Below are 20,010 nucleotides of genomic sequence, written 5' to 3' on the forward strand. Positions count from 1 at the left end.
GCCGGCGTCCGCTCAGTCGAGGTAGTCGCGCAGCACCTGGGACCTGGACGGGTGGCGAAGCTTCGACATGGTCTTGGACTCGATCTGGCGGATCCGCTCGCGGGTCACGCCGTAGACCTTGCCGATCTCGTCGAGGGTCTTCGGCTGCCCATCGGTGAGGCCGAACCGCATGGACACCACGCCCGCCTCGCGCTCCGACAGCGTGTCGAGCACGGAGTGCAGCTGCTCCTGCAGCAGCGTGAAGCTGACGGCGTCGGCCGGGACGATGGCCTCGGAGTCCTCGATCAGGTCACCGAACTCGCTGTCGCCCTCCTCGCCGAGAGGCGTGTGCAGCGAGATCGGCTCACGGCCGTACTTCTGGACCTCGATGACCTTCTCGGGGGTCATGTCCAGCTCTCGGGCCAGTTCCTCCGGCGTCGGCTCACGGCCGAGGTCCTGCAGCATCTGCCGCTGCACCCGGGCCAGCTTGTTGATCACCTCGACCATGTGGACCGGGATGCGGATGGTCCGCGCCTGGTCGGCCATGGCCCGGGTGATCGCCTGCCGGATCCACCACGTCGCGTAGGTCGAGAACTTGTAGCCCTTGGTGTAGTCGAACTTCTCGACCGCGCGGATCAGGCCCAGGTTGCCTTCCTGGATCAGGTCCAGGAACAGCATGCCGCGGCCGGTGTACCGCTTGGCGAGCGAGACGACCAGCCGGAGGTTGGCCTCCAGCAGGTGGTTCTTGGCGCGGCGACCGTCCTCGGCGATCCACTCCAGCTCGGCGCGGACGTCGACGGGGAGACCGTCGCCGTCGCCCGCGAGTTGCTCCTCCGCGAACAGGCCCGCCTCGATCCGCTTGGCGAGCTCGACCTCCTGCTCGGCATTGAGCAGGGGCACCTTGCCGATCTGCTTGAGGTAGTCCTTGACGGGGTCTGCGGTGGCGCCGGCCGCGGCCACCTGGGCGACGGGCGCGTCGTCATCGTCGTCGCTGAGGATCAGCACCTCGTCCTCGGACTGGCCGGCGGCCTTACCCTTGGACTCGCCCTCGGCCTCGGCGTCCCCCTCGGTTTCGGTGTCGGCCTCGGCCTCGAGCTCGTCGTCCTCCGCCTCGATCTCGAAGTCCTCGATCTCGACGTCGCCCTCGAGATCGATGTCCTCCTCATCCTCGGCGAGGTCGGCGGACTTGGGCTTCGGATCCGCCTTCGGCGCCTTCAGTGCGGGGCCGGTCGCAGACGCCTCGGACCCGTCCTGGGCAGCGGGCTCACCTTTCTTGGCGGGCACGGCCTTGGCCGGCGCCGCCTTCGCCGCCGCGCCCTTGGCCGCGGCGGGCTTGGCCGTGGTCTTCTTCGAAGCGGACTTGGCCGCGGCGGGCTTGGCCGCCGGCTTTGCGGCGGGCTTCGCAGCCGGCTTGGCGGCCGGCGCCGCGTCGGTCACCACGGCGGTCACCGTCTCCGGCTGCGAGTCCTTCGCGGCCGCGGATTTGGTGGTCTTCTTGACGGGCGCGGCTGTACGGCGCTTGGCTTGACCTCGAGACCGCTTGGGCGCCGCGGAGTCCGCCGCCGTCACCACGACGGTCACGCCCTCCTTGCTGAGGCTGCGCAGGAATCCAGCGGCGTGCGACAGCGGGATGTCCGCTTCCTCGAAGGCCTTGCGGACATCCTCGGACTCGAGGAAACCCTGCGAGCGCCCACGCTCGAGGAGCTGCTGGATCACTGGCTCGTTCAGCTCCGACGGCTTCGAGCGAGTCGAACTTGCAGGCGACACGAACACCTCTCGAACGAACGCATGGCGAGAATGGACCCAGGTGTTTCTTCTTTTTCCGGTGGTGAGGTCGCGCGGACCGCGACATGCCATTGTGGCACGCCACGGCTCGTGATACGGCCGCGTCCCGCCGGTTGCTTCTCCACCCTAGGCCGCCTGAGACACTGGTGCGTACGGAAGACGGTCACTGATACCCGAAAGCAACCGTTATGACTGTTTCATTCAGTCACTCTTCGTGGTCGGCGGCACGTGTACCGCGAGAACCGTTACATCGTCATCTTGTTCATACCCGCCCAGCATGCGCTCCACCAGGAAATCCAGCAGCATACTCGGATTGCTCAGCACCTCTTGGGATGCTTCGGACACCACGGACGCGAGCTCCCGCAGGCCGGCGTCCAGCCCGCGTCTACGGTTCTCCACCAGGCCGTCGGAGTACAGCACCGCCGTGTGTCCGGGCGGCACGCAGAAGCGGAACTGCTTGCGGCTCGTGGCCCAGCCGAGCGGGGTGCCCGGCTCGGTCTCATGCAGGATCGCCGTACCCTGGGGCGAGACGAGCAGTGGCGGCGGGTGACCCGCCAGGGCGAGCGTGCCCTCCCCGGTCCCCGGCTCGACGACCATGTACGCCAGGGTCGTGACCTGCTCTTCCTCCTCGGTCGCCTCGAACACCCGGTCGAGGCCGGTGAGGACCGCCGCCGGAGGCGGGTTGGTCAGCGCGAGGGCCCGCATGGCGTTGCGGATCCGGCCCATGCCCGCCGCGGCCTTGACGCCCTTGCCCATCACGTCGCCCACGACGGCCGCCACCCGTCCGTCCTGCAGGACGAACCCGTCGTACCAGTCGCCGCCGACCTGGACGTGGCGCGAGCCGGACAGGAACAGCTTGGCCAGTTTCAGCCCGTCGACGTCAGGAAGGCGTTCGGGCAGCAGGCTGCGCTGCAGCGTCTCGGCGGTGCGGTGCTCCCGCTCGAACAGCGTGGCCCGCTCGACCGCGAGCGCGCACTGGCCGGCCAGCGCCTCGTAGAAGACCCCGTCCTCCTGGGAGATCTTCTGCGACCGCAGGAACGAGAACCGCAGCGCGCCGAGCGCGCGACCGGCCGCCAGCAGCGGCAGGCCCACCCAGGCCCGTTCGTCGGTGTGGGCGAGGAAGTCGGCGATCCTGGCCTCGTCGGCGCCCGCGTCGACGAGCTGGGCCCGCAGGCTCTCCGGCGACTCGGCGAAGACCGGACGCCGGCTGTTGACCGCCATCGTCATCACGTTGGAGTGGGAGAGCTCGATCTCGTCGCCGGTCACGTCCGGGAGGCCGCCGCTGTTGCTCAGCTTGAGCGTGCCCCGCTCGGGGTCGAGCAGGGCCACCGCCGAGTGGTCGGCGGCCAGCGCCGTACGGCCGACGTCGATGATGACCTGCACCACCTGCTCGACCGTGAGCGCCTCGGCCAGCATGGCCGTGGCGCCCTGGAGCCTGGCGGTGCGCAGCGCGGCGGCGCCGAGTTGGTCGGTGAGGCGGCCCCGCATCTCCTCGGCCTCGCGTTGCGGGGTGACGTCGGTGTTGGCGCCGACCCACTCAACCACCCGGCCGTGCCTCATGATCGGCACGGCTCTGACCTCGAAGTGCCGGTAACCGCTCGCGCGGGTGCGCACCCGGTAGCTCCACTCGAACATGGTCCGGCCGCGCAGGGCCTCACGCCACGCCTCTTCCGCGCCGGGGCGATCGTCGGGGTGGACGGCCTCCAGCCAGCCGTGGGTGAGATACTCCTCCAGCCCCTGACCGGTGATGGCCCGCCACTGCGGGGCGTCCTCGGCGACCGCTCCGCTGGGCGACGTGATCCACACAAGCTGCTGCTGGGACTCCACGAGCGAGCGGTAGCGCTCCTCGCTGCGCTGCAGGAGCTCTCTGGACATCTGCTGCTCGGTCAGGTCGACACCGAACATGGCGACGCCCACGTCACCGTTCTCGCCACCTCGCATGGGAAAGAACGACACCGCCCAATGGCGGGCGTCGTCGTTCTCCGCGCGGGTCCTGATCCGCTGGTCGGTGACGGGCAGCCCGTCCTCACCGACCCGGCGGAGCGCCGCCTCGATGGCGGCGGTCAGATCGGCCGGCAGCAACTCCGCCGGAAGTCGCTCCAGATGCCGGTCGACAGGATGACCGGTCATCTCGGTGAAGGTGGCGTTGACCCGGACGAAGCGACCGGACGCGTCAAAGAAGGCAAAGGCGAACGGCGCCTCCGACATCAGACCTCTGAAGAGGTCGGAGTCTGAGATGTCCACACCGGACTCCCGGGGCCGGGGCACGGAGGTTTCGGCGCTCATGGTCGGCACCTCCGTCGCGTGCCAGGCTCTCCCACGAGGCACATCTCCATAACTGTGATTGGTAGCGCAGATCTGCCCTACATCATGGGCGATCCGCATGGGCGGACGGAAGCCCCGTCAGCCATGCGGTCAACGCATCCTGTCAAAGACCGGCACCTCCCGCAGGAAGATATTCGGTCGACTTTCCGGTCGCCGCCTCGCTTCCCGCCCGGTGGTGCGGACATCCCTCCTCACCGTACGGCCCGGCATCGCCGCGGTCATCTTCCCATACCTTTCCGGTCGGGCCATCGTAGTGCTCTTGGAAGCGGAGCCGCGAGCCGCTGGAACACGACCCGGTCACGGATCGGCACGCGTAACGGGTCGGCGACGGAAGGTTGACAGTCGCCGGGAAAGTTGTGGAATAAGGGGCGGCAGGTCCCCATACAGCGAGGAGGCGTCCATGCCCGCACTCGCAGTTCGTATCGGTGGCGGCCCGCAGCCGGAGCAGCGGCTCCGCGATCTCGTGATCGCCCGGCTGGCCGCCGAGTTCGTGACCGTCCCCGCCGCAGTCCTGTCCCGTCTCGTCGCGGACGTCTGGGTGTGCGCCGAGCACCTCGGGCTCGACGTCACGCCCGAGATCGTCGAACGCGTCGCCCGAGAACGCCTGCTGGGCCTGGTGAACTCGACGCCGCCGCGGCGATCGCGCGCATAACGGGGAAGTCACCGGCCCGCGTTCCTGATGCGGTTCCCGTTGGGAATGCGAGAAGGTGGAGACCGTGAGCGAGCGGAACGAGACGCCGTGAGTCGCGGGCATCGGCGAGAGCGCGGCCATCGGCGGGAGCACCGGGCGGCCCGGCCGCCGGATGACGTGTTCGCGGAGATGTTGCTGGCGGCCCGGGAACTGCTCGCCATGCGCAGCCCGCTGGACGCCGAGCTCATGGTGTCCGACATGCTCGGCGCCTGGTGGGGCAGGCGGCTGCGCGGCGGCGACGTCGAGCAGATCCTCGGCGAGGGTCTGGTGGACTACGCGGCCAAAGCGGGCACTCCGGCCGCGCTGACTCTGCTGATCTCCATCGCCTATCTGGGCACGGCCCGGCAGGCGGCCAAGGCCGAGGGCGCGGCCCTGGCACTGATGGAATCCGACGTGGCCCGGCCGCGCTGGGCCGACCGGGTCGGCGCGGTGAAACCGGCCGGTTGCTATGTGTCCAGGGACGTCTACGGCGACCAGGACACGGTGGTGTGCACGTTCGCCTACAACGGGGAGGACACGCACGCGCTGGTCATGGTCGTCGACTACAACATGGGCGGCATGGCCCGGGACGCCTGGGTCTCCTCCCAGGTCGACAGGCTGCTGGAGCAGGCCGGGACGGAGGCGGCGGGCAACCCGCTGCTGCGCTTCGAGGAAATCGAGCCGCAGCAGGCACGGGCATTGCTGGAGTTCGCGATGAGGGCCGCCGCCGCGGCCCACGGGCGCAAGGGCCCCCGACTGGTGAGTGACGGCTACAGCGCCTACCACGCGTTCGCCCGGGCGCGGATCAGGGCGCTGCCGCCGGGCCGCATGCGCCCGGCGCCCGCGCACGCCGAAGCTCCCTACAGCAGGGACCGGCGGGCGATGCTGGCCGCGGAGTTCCTCGCCTCCGACGCGGCGGAGAACCTCTCCGACCCCTCCGCGGCCTCCCGGTGCGCGGACCACATCATCGACTACGGCTGTGACCGGGACCTCGGCCGGCCGCTGCGGGTGAGCCCGGTCAAGTGTGAGACCTTCCTGCTGGACTGGCTGCCGCGCAAGGTGCTGCTGACCCCGGCCGAGCAGGACGCCATGCCGCATGTGCTGGCGGCGTGGGTGCGGTTCGCCGGACCCCGCGTCGGGCTGCCCGAGCAGGGCGTCCGCGCCACGCTCGACGCCGTCTGGGAGGCGACCTCGCGATTCAGCGAGGCCTACCGGGATCCGACGACCTTCGGCCTGGACCGTGCCCTCGTCGAGCGCTTGCTGCCGGACGGGGACCTGTCCGCCCTGGCTCGCCGTGCCTTCGCGTTCCCCCTGCTGGAGGGCATGCGGGGCTCGACCAAGCTGGATCTGCTGAACCCGGCGGACGACGCGGACCGGCGGATTCTGCTGGAGATCGACCATGCGGGCGAGCTGGACCGTCCTGACCTGGAGGAGCATCTGGCCTGGCACGAGGAGATCGCCGGCCGGTTGTGGGTGGGCGACCCCCCGCAACTGTGGGAGGCCGCCCAGCGCCTGATCGATCTCGGCCACGACCGGCACGACGTGCTGCACGTGCTGATCGAGATCGCAGAGCGGATCGGCGACCATCCCGGCGATCTCGCCGCCGCCCTGGACGACATCGCCGACATCCCGGATGAGCCGCCCTTCTGACCTCGGGAGCTCACCCGCGGACGCGCCGGACGGATCAGGAGGCGTAGCCGATGTTCTCGTACTTGAGGTCGTAGAGGCCGTTGGCGCCGATGTTGGCGAGAGAGGACCGTACGGCCACGTTCTGGGGCACCTGGTAGAGCGGAAGGACATTGACCTGCTGCCAGACCAGCTTGTCCGCCTCGTTCAGCAGGTCGGTCACCTGCGTGTCGTCGAGCGAGCTGCCCGCGCGGTACATCGCCTGGTCGATTTGCCGGCTCCCACTGCGCCCCAGGTTGGAGTACCACTTCACGTCGTCACCCTTGACGTTCTCGCCGTCGGCGAAGATGTCGAACGAGTTCGACATGGGGAACGGGGTGCCCGGATACGAGAACGCGGTGATGTCGAAGTTCCCGGGGATGAGGTACTTGCCGAAGAAGGCGTTGAACGGCACGGCCTGGACGACCACGTTCACCCCGATCCGCTGGAGCATCAGGCGAGTGACCTGTGCCTCGGAGTCGGTCGCCTTCACCCCGGCCGGGACGACGAAGCGCAGGGTGAGCGGCTTGCCGTCCTTCATCCTGACCTTCCCCGGCTTGCCGTCCTTACCGGTGAGTTTCCAGCCCGCCTGGTCGAGCAGTTCGCCGGCCCGCTTGGGGTTGTAGACGCCCAGCTCTCCGGCGTTGCCCCGGTAGCCGCGCTGGCTGTTCATGAGGAAGTGGTTGTCCAGGGTCACGGTCGGCCAGCCGAGCCCCTTCAGATCGAGCTCCATCAGGGCCCTGCGGTCGAGACCCGTCGCGATGGCCTGGCGGACCCTGACATCCGCGAGGCTCCCGCTCTCGGCGTTGAAGGTGAACTGGCGGTACTCGGGCCCGGCCGCCTGCCTGACGACCGCGTCCCACGCGTCCCTCACCTGGGCGTAGTTGTCCGGGGACGGGCCCACGTCGAAGACGTCGACATCGCCCTTGGTGAACGCCCGGACCAGGCCGTCCGGCCGCACCCTCCGAAAGACGATCTTGTCGAGCTTGGCCCGGTCGCCCCACCAGCCGGGGTCGCGAGCGAGCGTGAGGGTGCCGCCCTTGGGGTCGAGCCGTTCGACCCGGAACGACCCCGCGGTCACCGGGATCTTGTTGATCCAGTCCGCGCCGAACGCCTCGGGAGAGGAGTTGGTGGAGGCGGGATAGAGAGGGGAGAACAGCGACTGCCACTCGTTGTACGGCTGGGTGAGCGTGACCACCACCTCGCGGTCGCTCGCTCCCCTGGTAACGCTCTGGATGTTCTCGTAGGCGATGTGGGAGTCGACGCGATAGGCCCGATCCCGGCCGCCCATGGCCTTCCACTGGGCGGCGAAGTCCGCCCAGGTGATGGGCTTGCCGTTCGACCAGCGTGCCTTCGGGTTCAGGGTGTAGGTGATGACCTGTCGCGGCGAGTTGGCGGTGACCCGCGCGTTCGTCACGTAGTCGGTGTCGAGGGAGACCCGCCCCCGCTCGTCCGACCTGAACACGCGCGGCAGCAGCGCGTCCATCACCACGTCCACGCTGTGGGTGTCGCCGTCGATGTGGTTCTGGTTCCACTGGACGGGGAAGTCGATGATCCCCCATCGCAACGTGCCGCCGTCCTTCACCTTCACCCGGGGCAGCGGGTTGATGTCCAGGGCCTTGACGGGAGACGGAGGCAGGGCGCCATCACGCCCGTCCTTGACCGGCGTGCCGCTGCAGGCGCCGGAGGCCATCAGGGCGATCAATGCGACCAGGGCAAGCGGCCATCGTGCTCTCACCTGCGTCTCCGATCCGTTCAGCCACTTTATGCATTAGATCAGTAGCTGAGTGTAATCATCCCTGGCCATCGACCCGGCCCACCGGCAGAACCGGAGGTTCCGGACAACTATCCGGGTCTCACGACAATTCGTCGACCGCGCTGCGTACGTCCGCGCTGGTTATCGTCGTGAGTTCGGCCGCGTTCGCCGATCCCTGGTCGGCCAGCCGTACGTCACGCCGCAGGGCGGCCCGCTCGTAGAGCGACCGGGCGAAGCGGCCGTTGCCGAGGCCGTCGATCAGCCCTTCCCGGCAGACCCAGTCGAAGACGTCGGCGAGGTCCCGTGCCGCCGCCGCGTCGAACCGGTCACCCGCGCGGGACGCCAGCAGCCTGGCGATGTCGGTCAGTTCGGGCGGACTGTAGGAGGGGAACGCGACCCGCTGGTTGAATCTGGAGGCGAGCCCGGGGTTGGTGGACAGGAAAGCGTCCATCTCCCGTTCGTAGCCCGCCAGGATGATCACCAAGCGGTCGCGGTCGTCCTCCGCCCGCTTCAGCAGCGTCTGCACCGCCTCGGCCCCAAAGGCGTCACCACCGGAGTAACCCGCGTTCACCAGGCCGTACGCCTCGTCGATGAACAGCACGCCGCCGAGCGCCCGGTCGACCAGCTCGTTGGTCTTGATGGCGGTCGCCCCGAGATGCTGGCCGACCAGGTCGGCGCGGGACGCCTCGACCACGTCGGGACGGGCCAGCAGGCCGAGCGCGGAGAAGATCCGGCCCAGGATGCGGGCCACGGTCGTCTTGCCGGTCCCCGGCGGGCCGACGAACACGAAATGCCGCATCTGCGCCTGAACCGGCAGGCCTTGCTCCTGGCGCATCCGCGCCACCTTGAGCTGCGCCGTGATCGCGTGCACCTGCCGCTTGACCGGCTCGAGCCCGGCCATGCGGTCGAGGTCGGCGAGCGCCTCCTCCAGCGTCGGGGTCGCCTGATAGCCGCGATATCGCGCGGTGATCTCGTCGAACGCCTTGGCGACGTCACCCATCGTGACGGTGACCAGGTCCTCGCCGCGGGGGGCGCCCCCCGCGCTCACCACCCGCACGTCGCGCGCCTGCGCCGCGGCCTCGGCGAGGCTCCGGGCGAACCTGGCGTTGCCCAGTTCGTCGACGAGGCCGCGGCGGTGGACGTCCTCGTACATCCCGCGCAGCACGGGACGGGCGTCCGCGGCGAGCCGGTCCCCCCGTCGCGCCTGCAGCGCCTCGGTGATCTCCAGCAGTTCCTCCGGCGGATAGCCGGGAAAGCGCACCCGGCCGGCGAACCGGCTCGACAGCCCGGGGTTGGACGACAGGAACTCGTTCATCTCCCGCTCATAGCCGGCAAGGATGATGATGAACTGGTCGCGGTCGTCCTCCGCCCGCTTCAGCAGTGTCTGAACCGCTTCGGCACCGAACCTGTCGGGCTGGCCGTCCCCGGAGTTGATCAGCCCGTAGGCCTCGTCGATGAACAGCACGCCGCCGAGCGCCCGGTCGATGAGCTCGTTGGTCTTGATGGCGGTGGCCCCCAGATACTCCCCCACCAGGTCGGCCCGCTGCGCCTCGACCACGAACGGCGTCTCCAGCAGGCCGAAGGCGTAGAAGATCTTGGCCACCGTACGGGCCACGCTCGTCTTGCCGGTCCCCGGCGGGCCGACGAAGACGAAGTGCCGCATCGGACGCTCGTTGGCGAAACCCGCCTCCCTGCGCAGCCGCGCCGCCTCGATGGACGCGGCGATCGCCCGGACCTGCTCCTTGACCGGCTCGAGCCCGATCATGGCCTCGAGCTCGCCCAGCGCCTGCTCCACCGTGATCGGCGGCGGCGCCCCCCGGTCGCCTCCGGCGGCCTGATGGCCGCCCGACCTGACCCGCTGCTGGACGGTCCGCTGCTGCCCGCTCCACTGCTGGGACTGGACGGCCTCACCTGACTGCCGGCGCTCGATATCGGCGCGGACCCGGCGGGCCAGCACGAGACGGTAGACGAGCACCGCGGCGGCCACGCCGTACGCGCCCCACAGCGCGCCCGACGGCGACCACGAGGCGATCGCGATGGCCACCACTCCCGCCGGCAGCAGTGCCGACAGCGTGGTCAGCCACGGCGGCACCCACCGGATCAGGTGCGCGGCGACCGCGACCGGGATGGCCAGCGTCATCAGCCAGGGCATCACCGACTGGGCGTCCACCATGGGAAGCAGCGTCGGCACCGCGAGCCCCCAGCCCCCGACCACCAGCACGGTGGCGGCGGCGCGCGGAAAGCTGAGTGCGAGCGCGAGGAAGCCCAGCACCACGACGGCCCCGACGAACGTCGGGACCAGCGACCAGTTCAGAGCGGCGGCCAGGCCCATGGTCGCGACGAGCAGCATCGCGAAGACGGCGCGCCGCGCGAACGGCGGCAGATGGAAATAGCGGAAGCGCACCCGTTCGAACAGCTCATGGGCCGCGGTCCGGTTTAAGCGGCCCGCCGCCCGTGCCCTGTCGGAGTCCCGCATCGCTGCCTCCCCGCTTCGCCCCCCGGTTATACCGCAAGCAACGGCGGAATGGGTGGACCCGGCATGCTCGTGTGCGCCCCGGAGCGCTCCCGCACCCGGCCCGTCGAGAGATCCGGCGATATGTACCGGACATCACCCGAAGGGCTGAGAGATCCGCTTCCGATGGCCTAAGCTGCCACGCATGTTCCGGCGGGCCCCCTCAAATGCGGAAGGAGGAGCACTGAACGGCCTATGATCATAGTCGGGGTTGAGACCGAGTCCGGCGCTGTCCGCGCTGGAGGCGCCGTGCGCGAACGCCGGGTGAGCCGGTGGTCGGTTCTTGGGCTGCTCTGTTTCAGCCTGCTTCTGATCGCCGTCGACACGACCGTGCTGCACATCGCGGTGCCCGCGCTGACCGCCGCGCTGGAGCCGTCCGCCGTGCAGCTTCTGTGGATCATCGACATCTACTCGCTGGTCGTCGCGCCGTTGCTGATCACGTTCGGCACGCTGGGCGACCGGTACGGCAGACGGCGCTTCGTGCTCGCCGGCTACGTGGTGTTCGGCCTGGCCTCGCTGTCGGCCGCGTTCGCGGGCACCCCGCTCGCACTCATCGTCTCCCGCGCGTTCCTCGGCGTCGGCGGCGCCATGATCATGCCGGCCACGCTGTCGATCATCAGGCAGGTGTTCACCGACCGGCGGGAGCGGGCCATTGCGCTCGGCGTCTGGAGCGCCGTCGCCGCGGCCGGGGCCGCCGTCGGCCCGTTGATCGGCGGCGTCCTGGTCGAGCACCTGTGGTGGGGCGCCGTCTTCCTCATCAACGTGCCGCTCCTCATCGTCATCCTGCCCATGGCCGTACGGATCCTCCCCCCGTCGCCGAAGCGCCCGGACCGGCCATGGGACGCGGTCAGCGCGGCTCTGTCGACCCTGGGCATCCTGGCCGTGGCGTTCGGGCTCAAGGAGGCCGGCTCGGGGCACACCATCGGCCGTGACGCCTCGGTCGCCATCCTCTTCGGCGGAGCGGGGCTGCTGGTCTGGTTCGTACGGCGCCAGCGCCGGCTGGCGTTCCCGCTGCTCGACATCGGGCTGTTCCGGCAACGGGGGTTCTCCACCGGCGTGACCTGCGTGGCACTGGCGATCTTCGCGCTCGTCGGGTTGGAGCTCATGCTCGCCCAGTACCTCCAGCTGGTGCTGGGCCTGTCACCGCTGGCGGCCGCCGTCCGCATGCTACCTCTGATGATCGCAGCCATCGCCGGGGGCCTGGCCGCCGCACACGTGCTGCAGCGTGCCGGTGTGCGAGCCACGATCAGCGGCGGGCTGGCGCTCACCGCCCTGTCCCTCACCCCGGTCCTCACCTGGGGTACCGAGCCACATCCCGTCCTGCTCACGCTGTGCTTCGTGGGCATCGGGTTCGGAGTCGAGGTCGCGCTGCTCGGCGCCTCCGACGTGATCATGGCGTCGGCGCCGGAGTCGCGGGCCGGCGGCGCGGCCGCGATCGAGGAGACGGCCTATGAGCTGGGCGCCGGGCTCGGCGTCGCGGTGCTCGGCACGATCACCGCCATCGTCTACGCGCCGGCCCTCGGCACCGTCGCCGGTGTGCCCGATCGCCTGATGGCCCAGGCACGCGAGTCGCTCGCCTCCGCCGCCCACGTGGCGAGCGAGACGGCACATGACGGCTCGGCGAACGAGGCGCTGCTGAACGCGGCCCGCTCCGCGTTCGTCACCGCCCTGCACTCCACGGTCCTCGTCAGCGTGGCGATGCTCGCCCTCACCTCGCTGGCCGTGGCCGTGCTCGTCCCCCGCCCGCCCACCGCCGAGGAGCCGCAGCACGTTCCCGGCTGAAGGCACGCCCCCCACCCCCAGGGATGAACGACCGTGAAGAGAAGCCTGCAGGACCTGGCCACGCTGGCCGCCCGACTGGGCGTCGGCGGGATCTTCTTCGTCAACGGCTGGCACAAGCTCGAAGCCGGCCTCACCTCGACCGGCGCGCAGTTCGCCGAGCTGCAGGCCCCGATGCCCGGCCTGTGGGCGGCCGCCACCATGCTGATCGAGCTCGTCGGCGGCACGCTGTTGATCGCGGGCCTGGCCGTACCGGCGGTCGGGCTGCTGCTGTTCGCCGAGGCGCTGGCCGTGTTCGTGCTGACGGCCGGTGACACGGGCCTTCCGCTTACCGGTGGCGACGTCAGGCTGATCGTGGCGCTCGGGGCAGCGTCCGTGCTGCTGTCCGTGACCGGCGGCGGGCGCGCGTCGGTCGACCACATGGTGGTCATCAAGCGGCGTGAGTCCGGGGAGACCGACGGCCTCGCCGCCGACACCGCGGCTGACACCGAGGCTGACACCGAGGCTGACGCGGTCATCGCCGCACTACGCGGCCTCCGGGACAACCCAGGTGAGTCCCGTGACGGGACGGGCGAGCCCCGTGACGGCACAGGCCGCCCCGGTGACGAGGAACCCCCGAAGAGTGGACCCGCGAAGGTCGGACCGGCGAAGGCAGGGCCCGCCAAGACCGAAGCCGTGAACGACGAGCCGGGTGCGGGCGAACCACCGCAGAAGCCGCGTACCCGAAAGAACAAGCGCGCCGACGGCGAGGCGACCGGGCCATGATCAGGCCCTGCTGTCTCGGACCATGGGCCCAGTGCTGGGCCCAGCACTGGGCTCACTGCGGGGCGGGAAGGCGGCCGGAGTCGACCGAGTCCAGCACCAGGGCGGCCGCGCCGTACCCCAGGGTACGGGCCGTCGGGCCGATCCCCGACGGCCCCCGACGTACGGCTACCGGCTGCCGGCAGCCGTGACCTCCCTGTCCACGATGCCGGTCGCTCCGGACTCCCGGGCACAGTGGGCGCAGCAGTACCACCGCCCGTCCACCTCGGCACCGTGGCCCACGATGCGGCATCCGCAGTGTTCGCAGACCGGCGCCATCCGTGTGATCGCGCACTCGAAGCTGTCGAAGACGTGCACCGCCCCCTGGCTGTGGACCTCGAAGGCCATGTCGTACTCGTTGCCGCAGACCTCGCAGGTAGCCATGGTCCCCTCCATCGGCTGATAGTCGAGTGGTGGCATACCCGCCCGATTCGGGGCGAACACTCCCTAGCCCAGCACGGCCTTCATCACGGACGTCGCCCCGGCGGCCGCCTCCTTCGGGTCCATCAGCAGCGAGTCGGGTGCGTTGATCGGCGCGTTCTCCGGCCGGTCGCTCCCCGAGAACAGCACCCACACCACCTTCGTCCCGTCAAGGACGTAGATCTCGTAGCGGTTCGCCTGCGCGGTGTCGGTGCGCTGCCGGACGGCCTGGCCGAACGAGTCCTGCCCCAATCTCGGCAGCTTCCGCAGCCTGCCCCACCGGATGCCGCCGATCCCGCTGCCGGCCGTCGTCTTGGCCTTGGCGCGCTCGTCGATGAAGTGATAACGGGCGGACTCCGCGTCGGCGAAGGAGTGGATGCTGATCCGGAGGTTGCGCCAGCGCACCTTGCCCTGTCCGATCGGCAGCTTGTCGTTCCACCACTGGCACTGGGTGACCGTCGCACCCCCCTCCACGCTGCGGGCCGCCGCTCCCTCGGTCTTCGGCACCAGCGTCTTGACCAGCGGCTGAACGCTCACGCAGGGCGCAGGCAGCGCGATCAGGGTGGGCGTGGGCGACGGGGTCGGGCTCGGCTTCGGCCGCGGCTTGAAGGGCATCGGCTGCCCGGACTGCCACGCCGTGATCGACTTGGCGAGCTGGCCCAGCAGGCTCTCCACCTCGCGCAGCGCGTTCTCCTCGTTGATCGACTGCGTGGTGTCCGTCGACAAGATCTCGGCTTCCTTGTCCTGCTGGTTCGCCTCGTACTTCACCTGGAACACCACGTTGCCGATCCGGCCCGCCCCCTGCCCGAAGGAGTACCAGTAGTTCTTCTCCCGGGTCCACTGATACTGGGCGGCGGCCTGCTCGGCGATCTCGGGAAACTCCCTCGCCTTCGAGTAGTAGCGCTCCTTGGTGGACACGCTCGCCTGGTATTTGTACTGCCTCAACTCGCCGTCGAACTGGATGCGCGCGGACTTGTTCGCCGTGGTGTTGCCGACCGCCTCATACCGGGACACGTTCACCGTGATCTCACGGATGCGCCGTTTGTCCTTGTAGGAGATGTTTCGGTTGACCCAGCTGCAGGTCCACCTGACATAGCTGACGATGCTGTCGTCGCGGTTGTCACTCATCGACGAGTCGATCGTCGCGGCGGGCACCAGCCGCTCGGCCTCCGCCGGGTCGAGCATCGCGCACACGTCGGTCTTGGACGCGTCGGCCACGGCGGATGTGGCCGCCGGAGAGGCCACGGCCGCGGTAGCGGCAGGCGTGGGCCTCGCGCCGTCATCGCGCACCTTCATCACGGCGAACGTCCCGCCCGCCACCGCCAGCACGGCGGTGATCGCCACGGCCGGGATCACCCAGCCGCGACGCCGGGGCTGGGACGGCTGCGTCGGCGCCTGCCACAGCGGGGCGGCCGGTGGAGTCGGCCCCTGCCAGCCACCGCCCGATCCCCGCCACGCCCCTCCCGCCGAAGTCCCGTCCGGCGGACCCTGCTGCCAGCCGTACGGCTGGTCATAAGGCTGGTCATAAGGCTGAGCGGGCTGCTGACCGTACGGCTGAGGGTACGGCTGGGCGGGCTGCTGACCATACGACTGCCCGTACGGCTGTGGAGGCTGCTGAGGGTACGGCTGGGCGGGCTGCTGACCGTACGACTGGCCGTACGGCTGAGAATACGGCTGGGCATGGGGGGTGCCGTACGGCGACCGGCTGTGCTGCGACGCCTCAGGAGGAACCGGGAGGGCCGGCGGGTCGATCGGCTGCCGAGGCGGGGGTGCCGGGTCGCCGGGCCCGGGGTATCCGTCGCCACCGCTGGACATATCGCCTCCTGGAGTTGGGAACGTCATCCGAGCCCGACGCCGACGAGCTCCGCCGCGCGGACGGCCGTTCGCCGGTCGTCCCGGGTGACCGCCGCGTCGCCCGAACGGCGGTAGGCGACCTCGACGATGAGATTGCTGCGGCGGAACCAGACCGTGGCCCCGGTCGTCCCGCCATCCGGGTCGGGCTCGTCGCGCGAGAACGCCTCATCCCCGATGCCCGGCTGGTCGCGGACCTCGCCGCCCGTCGCGGCCTGAGCCGCGCGCTGCCCGGCCAGTTCCAGGGCCGCCGCGTCGGTCCCCGCCGCCCCCCGGCTCCCCTGCTCCGGAAGCCGATAGGTCACGGTTATCGTCCGCTGCCGGCCGCTGGCGCGCTCGCGCCATCGGCAGCCCGAAACGAGCTGTTGCGTGGAGTGTTCAGCGGACTCTTCCGGGGTGGCTTCGGCGCCGAGCAGCTCGCGGATCGCCGTGGTCGTCAGGCTCCGGCAGGGGTCCGGGGCCGCCGTGAAGCGCCCCGAACCGGCGCCGGCCCCCGACTCGCCCGCCAGCCGCCAGGCCAGCAGCCCGGCCGCCACCCCGACCACCGCCACAAGCGCGGCGCCCAGCACGAGGCGCGCCGTACGGCCCTGCCGTACGGCGACGGGCTCGGGCGCGGCGGCCAGCGCGTGCAGAACCCGCCGCACGGCCTGCGGCGGCAGGCGGCGGGCGGGATCCTTGTCGAGCAGACCGTGCACGAGCCAGGCCAGCTCGGGCGAGGCCCTGACCATCGGCCTCGGCTCCTGCAGCAGCACGGCGGCGACGAGCGCCGCGGCCAGAGGTCCGTCGAAGGGCCGTCGCCCTTCGACCACCGTGTACAGCGTCGCGCCCAGCGACCACAGGTCCGAGGGCGGCCCGTCCGGCTCAGCGCGAAACCGCTCCGGCGCCATGTACGCGGGTGAGCCGGCGGAGCTGGACGGCGCGGCCCCGGCCCTGCCGAAGGGCGCGGCGATGCCGAAGTCGGTGAGCAGCGCACGACCGTCCGGCGCGATCAGCACATTGGCAGGCTTCACGTCGCGGTGCAGGATCCCGTGGGCGTGCGCCGCCTCCAGCGCGTCGAGCACGGAGAGTCCGATCTCGGCCACCCGCCGCACCGGGAGCGGCTCGTCCTCCCGGATCACCTTGTCGAGCGACCGGCCGGGCACCAGGTCCATCACGATCCACGGCCGCCCGTCGTGCCGGATCACATCGTGGATCATGACGATCGACGGATGGCTGAGCCGGCCCGCGGCCCGGGCCTCGTGGATCGCCCGCTCGGTGAAGTCGGCCAGCTCCGCCCCGCCCAGCCCGGACGGGACTCGCACCTGCTTCATCGCGACCTCGCGGCGCAGCAGTTCGTCGACGCCCCGCCAGACGGTGCCGCCGCCGCCCTCGCCGATCTCTTCGACGAGGCGGTAGCGGCCGGCCAGCAGGTCCACCTACGCCAGCCCTCGCAGCCCCTCGGCGGCCAGTTCGGCCGCCTCGACCGCGCGCCGCCGTACGTCCGCCATGGATCCGGCGTCGAGATCGGCGTACTGGAGGCGGGCCACGAGATCGCCGAGGCGGAAGTACACCTCGGACGCCTGGGCCCCGCCGCCCGGCTCCGTGATGTCGGCGGTGAACGCCTCGTCGCCCACGTCGGCCGCGGGCCGGGCGCCGGACACGATGACGGGAACCTTCCTGTCGACGCCGATCTCGTACCAGATCCAGTTGCCGTCGCGGGGCGCCGAGCCGTACTGCCGCCGCAGGCCGGACATGAGGGTCCGAGCGGACTCAAGGGTGAGCGACCAGGGCTCGGGAGTGTCGGAGTCGGTCTCCGCGGCCAGGGTGAGCCCGGCGCCGGTCACCGTCCACTGGCATCCGTCGTCCGACGCGCGGCCCTTGGGCGGCGTGGTGGCGCCGAGCAGCCGGCCCACCTGGTCCGGGGTCAGCGCCCGGCACAGGTCGACCTTCCGGTCGAACGTCGGCGACACCGGGCGGGGCCGGGCCACGGCCTCCTCCCCGCCGTCGTCGAGGACGACGACGGCGGTCGCCGCGACGGCCACCACCGCCACAGCCGCCATCACCATGATCCGGGTGCGCCTCGCGCCGGGCCTGCACGCCGGCGCCTCTTTGATCTTCGGCGCGGTCTTCGGCCTTATCTCCGGGCTGATCTCGGGGGCGCCGCCGGCCGCGATCCGCCGCAGGAGATCCAACGTCGTGGCCGCGTCCGGCCGGGCCGCCGGGTCCCTGGCCAGCATCCAGGTCAGCAGCGGCCCGAGCGGGCCCGCCAGGTGCGGCGGCCGGGGATCCCGCGTGAGCGTCGCGGCGATCACCTCCGCGTTCGACTCCTGCGGGGACGACCGGTACGGCGAAACGCCCTCGACGGCGGTGTAGAGCGTGGCCGCGAGCGACCACAGGTCGGCGGCCGGCCCGCCCGGATCACCCGACAGCCGTTCGGGGGCGATGAAGCCCGGGGAGCCGACGAGCAGCCCGGCCTCGGTCAGCGCGGTCTGGTCGGCCGGGCGGGCGATGCCGAAGTCGGTGAGCACGACGCGGCCGCCCTCGGTCAGGAACACGTTGCCCGGCTTGACGTCCCGGTGCTGCACGCCCCGGGAGTGCGCCTCCGACAGCGCCTCGAGCACGCGGGCGCCGATGTCGGCCACCAGCGGGGGCGGCACCGGCCCGTAGGTCGCGATCTCCTTGGACAGGTCCCGGCCGTGCAGCAGCTCCATGACGATCCACGGCCTGCCGTCATGGACGAGCACGTCGTGCACGGCGACGATCCCGGGATGGCGGATGCGCGCGGTGACCTCGGCCTCCCGCATGACCCGCGCCACCCGTTCCGCGCGTTCCCGCTCGGGCAGCCCGTCGGGCACCCGCAGCTCCTTGACCGCGACCTCGCGATCCAGCAGGTCGTCCCTGGCCAGCCAGACCGTGCCCATGCCTCCGGAGCCGAGGGGCCGCAGCAGGTGATATCGCGAGGCCGGCGTCTCCCCCAGCGATTCGGCCATATCGGGGAGAATAGCGAACCTTTGATCAACCCGCTCTCTGACGGGATTTCCGTTATCTCCCCTTTGCACGCGGACCCATCGGCGTTCACCCCGCGAAGGAGGTCAACCGATGAGGACCGGGACGCCCGGGCCGGTGAACTCGACGCCGGCGATCCGCTTGAGCCCCTCTGCGCTGACGAGCAGTCGGTCGCCGTCCCTGACCGCGGTGACGGTCGTGTCCCCGTCGAGGTCCCGGATCGTCGTACGGCTCTCACGCTCGGGCACGCCGCACACGACGAGCGTGATCAGTGGGTCCGTACGGCAATCGCGGCGGAAGCCCGACCCCAAGGATCTGGGTCATTTGGGGCGATATATTCCCGTTTGTGCCCGATTAAGGTAATGTTGCGGCAATATCCCCCAGCGACTGGAGGTCACATGGACCGCTTCGTGCACGTGATCCCACTGGATGACGTGATCAGCCACGAGGGTACGCCGCACTGCGTCTGCGGACCGGGCGGCGAACCGGTGACCGCCACCGATCTCGACGATTCCGACAGCATGGGCCTCGGGTGGTCCAGCCCGACCATCGGCGTCATCTACCGCCACTACTCGCTCACTCCCTGCCGCCAGTGGGAGGCCGTCCCCGAGGCGTGATCCTCCAGCCGCGACCCCGTTGACCCTCTCCCCCGTGTCCGACTCCGCCGCGGCGAACCTGCGCGCCTTCGTCGAGCGGGACGGCACGATCGTCGTCTCGCTCTTCAGCGGTGTCGCCGACGAGCACGGCACCCGCCTGGACGACGTCGACCTGCCGCCCGGCGGCTTGGCCGTCCGCCGAGAGGACCGGCAGGAACCGTGACGAACGACGTGTAACACACTGGAGGAGTTCTCGTCCGCCATATGTGAACGAGCTGAGATCAAGGCGGGAACGAGGCTCTCAGAGAGGGGATCGGACATTGCAGAGAATCGACGTCAGCCGACTCGCTCCGGAGGCGTACCGGGCGATGCACGCACTGGAGAGGTTCCAGCGCGAGAGCGGGGTGCCGCACAGCACCCTGGAACTCATCAAGCTCCGGGTCAGTCAGATCAACGGCTGCGCGTTCTGCGTGGACATGCACAGCCATGACGCCAAGAAGGCCGGGGAGACCGACGAGCGGCTGTGGTCCGTGGCCACGTGGCGCGAGGCCCCCTTCTACACGGAGGCGGAGCGGGCCGCGCTGGCGCTCGCGGAGGAGACGACGCGGCTGAGCGACCGCCCCGACGCGGTGCCCGACGATGTGTGGGCGGAGGCCGCCAAGCACTACGACGACGAAACACTCGCCGCGCTCGTGGTCGCGATCGCGACGATCAACGCCTGGAACAGGATCGGCGTGGCCACCCGGTTGGTCCCGGGCTCCCGCCGCTGATCGCGGCATGACCGGGGGTGGAGCCGGGCAAGTCAAGTATCTGTAAAGCGAAAACCAGGAGACGGCAGGCGGCGCGGCGCATAATCTGCTGATGTCACGGAAAGGAGGAGCCATGA

Annotated in this window: 16 protein-coding genes; 7 read left to right on the forward strand and 9 right to left on the reverse strand. The window is 70.5% G+C overall.

Annotation, left to right across the window (positions count from 1 at the left end; all coding sequences use genetic code 11):
- Positions 1-12: 12 nt before the first annotated feature.
- The gene (locus Mth01_RS11875; protein ID WP_239089592.1) at positions 13-1,746 is read right to left on the reverse strand and encodes an RNA polymerase sigma factor; all 1,734 of its coding nucleotides are present in this window, start codon (positions 1,744-1,746) and stop codon (positions 13-15) included.
- Between the two features lie 219 nt (positions 1,747-1,965).
- Entirely contained in the window at positions 1,966-4,050 is a 2,085-nt protein-coding gene (locus Mth01_RS11880; RefSeq protein WP_204015862.1) for a SpoIIE family protein phosphatase, read from the reverse strand.
- A gap of 439 nt (positions 4,051-4,489) precedes the next feature.
- On the opposite strand from Mth01_RS11880, the gene Mth01_RS11885 reads away from it, so the two are divergent.
- Positions 4,490-4,741 (forward strand): hypothetical protein, encoded by a 252-nt coding sequence (locus Mth01_RS11885; RefSeq protein ID WP_204015863.1) that lies wholly within the window; start codon positions 4,490-4,492, stop codon positions 4,739-4,741.
- 168 nt (positions 4,742-4,909) lie between these two features.
- Positions 4,910-6,409 carry a hypothetical protein gene (locus Mth01_RS11890; RefSeq protein ID WP_239089603.1) on the forward strand — a complete coding sequence of 500 codons (1,500 nt, stop codon included), beginning with the start codon at positions 4,910-4,912 and terminating at the stop codon, positions 6,407-6,409.
- A 34-nt stretch (positions 6,410-6,443) separates the two neighbouring features.
- Here the strand turns inward: Mth01_RS11890 and Mth01_RS11895 are convergent, their stop codons facing one another.
- Positions 6,444-8,162 (reverse strand): ABC transporter family substrate-binding protein, encoded by a 1,719-nt coding sequence (locus Mth01_RS11895; protein WP_204015864.1) that lies wholly within the window; start codon positions 8,160-8,162, stop codon positions 6,444-6,446.
- Between the two features lie 118 nt (positions 8,163-8,280).
- Positions 8,281-10,656: an AAA family ATPase gene (locus Mth01_RS11900; protein WP_204015865.1), complete on the reverse strand. Its 2,376-nt coding sequence runs from the start codon at positions 10,654-10,656 to the stop codon at positions 8,281-8,283.
- Positions 10,657-10,887: 231 nt separating this feature from the next.
- On the opposite strand from Mth01_RS11900, the gene Mth01_RS11905 reads away from it, so the two are divergent.
- Complete coding sequence (locus Mth01_RS11905) at positions 10,888-12,474, forward strand: MFS transporter (protein ID WP_204015866.1); 1,587 nt, start codon at positions 10,888-10,890, stop codon at positions 12,472-12,474.
- A gap of 33 nt (positions 12,475-12,507) precedes the next feature.
- Entirely contained in the window at positions 12,508-13,236 is a 729-nt protein-coding gene (locus Mth01_RS11910; RefSeq protein ID WP_204015867.1) for a DoxX family protein, read from the forward strand.
- 165 nt (positions 13,237-13,401) lie between these two features.
- Here Mth01_RS11910 and Mth01_RS11915 read toward each other — a convergent pair whose 3' ends face one another.
- From Mth01_RS11915 to Mth01_RS11935, 5 genes are all read right to left on the reverse strand, one after another.
- Positions 13,402-13,656, reverse strand: coding sequence for a hypothetical protein (locus Mth01_RS11915; protein WP_204015868.1), 255 nt, complete (start codon positions 13,654-13,656; stop codon positions 13,402-13,404).
- A 63-nt stretch (positions 13,657-13,719) separates the two neighbouring features.
- Entirely contained in the window at positions 13,720-15,507 is a 1,788-nt protein-coding gene (locus Mth01_RS11920; protein WP_204015869.1) for a hypothetical protein, read from the reverse strand.
- Between the two features lie 23 nt (positions 15,508-15,530).
- The gene (locus tag Mth01_RS11925) at positions 15,531-16,958 is read right to left on the reverse strand and encodes a serine/threonine-protein kinase (protein ID WP_204015870.1); all 1,428 of its coding nucleotides are present in this window, start codon (positions 16,956-16,958) and stop codon (positions 15,531-15,533) included.
- Complete coding sequence (locus Mth01_RS11930) at positions 16,959-18,512, reverse strand: serine/threonine-protein kinase (protein ID WP_204015871.1); 1,554 nt, start codon at positions 18,510-18,512, stop codon at positions 16,959-16,961.
- Between the two features lie 102 nt (positions 18,513-18,614).
- Positions 18,615-18,776, reverse strand: a complete 162-nt coding sequence (locus Mth01_RS11935) for a hypothetical protein (protein ID WP_204015872.1) — start codon at positions 18,774-18,776, stop codon at positions 18,615-18,617.
- Positions 18,777-18,926: 150 nt separating this feature from the next.
- Between Mth01_RS11935 and Mth01_RS11940 the strand changes: the two genes are divergently transcribed.
- From Mth01_RS11940 to Mth01_RS11950, 3 genes are all read left to right on the forward strand, one after another.
- Entirely contained in the window at positions 18,927-19,145 is a 219-nt protein-coding gene (locus Mth01_RS11940) for a hypothetical protein (RefSeq protein ID WP_204015873.1), read from the forward strand.
- Positions 19,146-19,179: 34 nt separating this feature from the next.
- Positions 19,180-19,347 (forward strand): hypothetical protein, encoded by a 168-nt coding sequence (locus Mth01_RS11945; RefSeq protein ID WP_204015874.1) that lies wholly within the window; start codon positions 19,180-19,182, stop codon positions 19,345-19,347.
- 97 nt (positions 19,348-19,444) lie between these two features.
- Positions 19,445-19,894 carry a carboxymuconolactone decarboxylase family protein gene (locus Mth01_RS11950; RefSeq protein ID WP_275408931.1) on the forward strand — a complete coding sequence of 150 codons (450 nt, stop codon included), beginning with the start codon at positions 19,445-19,447 and terminating at the stop codon, positions 19,892-19,894.
- The last annotated feature ends 116 nt before the right edge of the window (positions 19,895-20,010 follow it).

Source organism: Sphaerimonospora thailandensis (assembly GCF_016863115.1).
GTDB lineage: Bacteria > Actinomycetota > Actinomycetes > Streptosporangiales > Streptosporangiaceae > Sphaerimonospora > Sphaerimonospora cavernae.

What these genes read in the sequence shown, in the direction of transcription:
- Mth01_RS11880 (WP_204015862.1), bottom strand. Translation starts at nt 4,050, where the DNA reads ATGAGCGCCGAAACCTCCGTGCCCCGGCCCCGGGAGTCCGGTGTGGAC.
- Mth01_RS11885 (WP_204015863.1), top strand. Translation starts at nt 4,490, where the DNA reads ATGCCCGCACTCGCAGTTCGTATCGGTGGCGGCCCGCAGCCGGAGCAG.
- Mth01_RS11890 (WP_239089603.1), top strand. Translation starts at nt 4,910, where the DNA reads ATGTTGCTGGCGGCCCGGGAACTGCTCGCCATGCGCAGCCCGCTGGAC.
- Mth01_RS11900 (WP_204015865.1), bottom strand. Translation starts at nt 10,656, where the DNA reads ATGCGGGACTCCGACAGGGCACGGGCGGCGGGCCGCTTAAACCGGACC.
- Mth01_RS11905 (WP_204015866.1), top strand. Translation starts at nt 10,888, where the DNA reads ATGATCATAGTCGGGGTTGAGACCGAGTCCGGCGCTGTCCGCGCTGGA.
- Mth01_RS11915 (WP_204015868.1), bottom strand. Translation starts at nt 13,656, where the DNA reads ATGGCTACCTGCGAGGTCTGCGGCAACGAGTACGACATGGCCTTCGAG.
- Mth01_RS11920 (WP_204015869.1), bottom strand. Translation starts at nt 15,507, where the DNA reads ATGTCCAGCGGTGGCGACGGATACCCCGGGCCCGGCGACCCGGCACCC.
- Mth01_RS11930 (WP_204015871.1), bottom strand. Translation starts at nt 18,512, where the DNA reads ATGGCCGAATCGCTGGGGGAGACGCCGGCCTCGCGATATCACCTGCTG.
- Mth01_RS11940 (WP_204015873.1), top strand. Translation starts at nt 18,927, where the DNA reads ATGGACCGCTTCGTGCACGTGATCCCACTGGATGACGTGATCAGCCAC.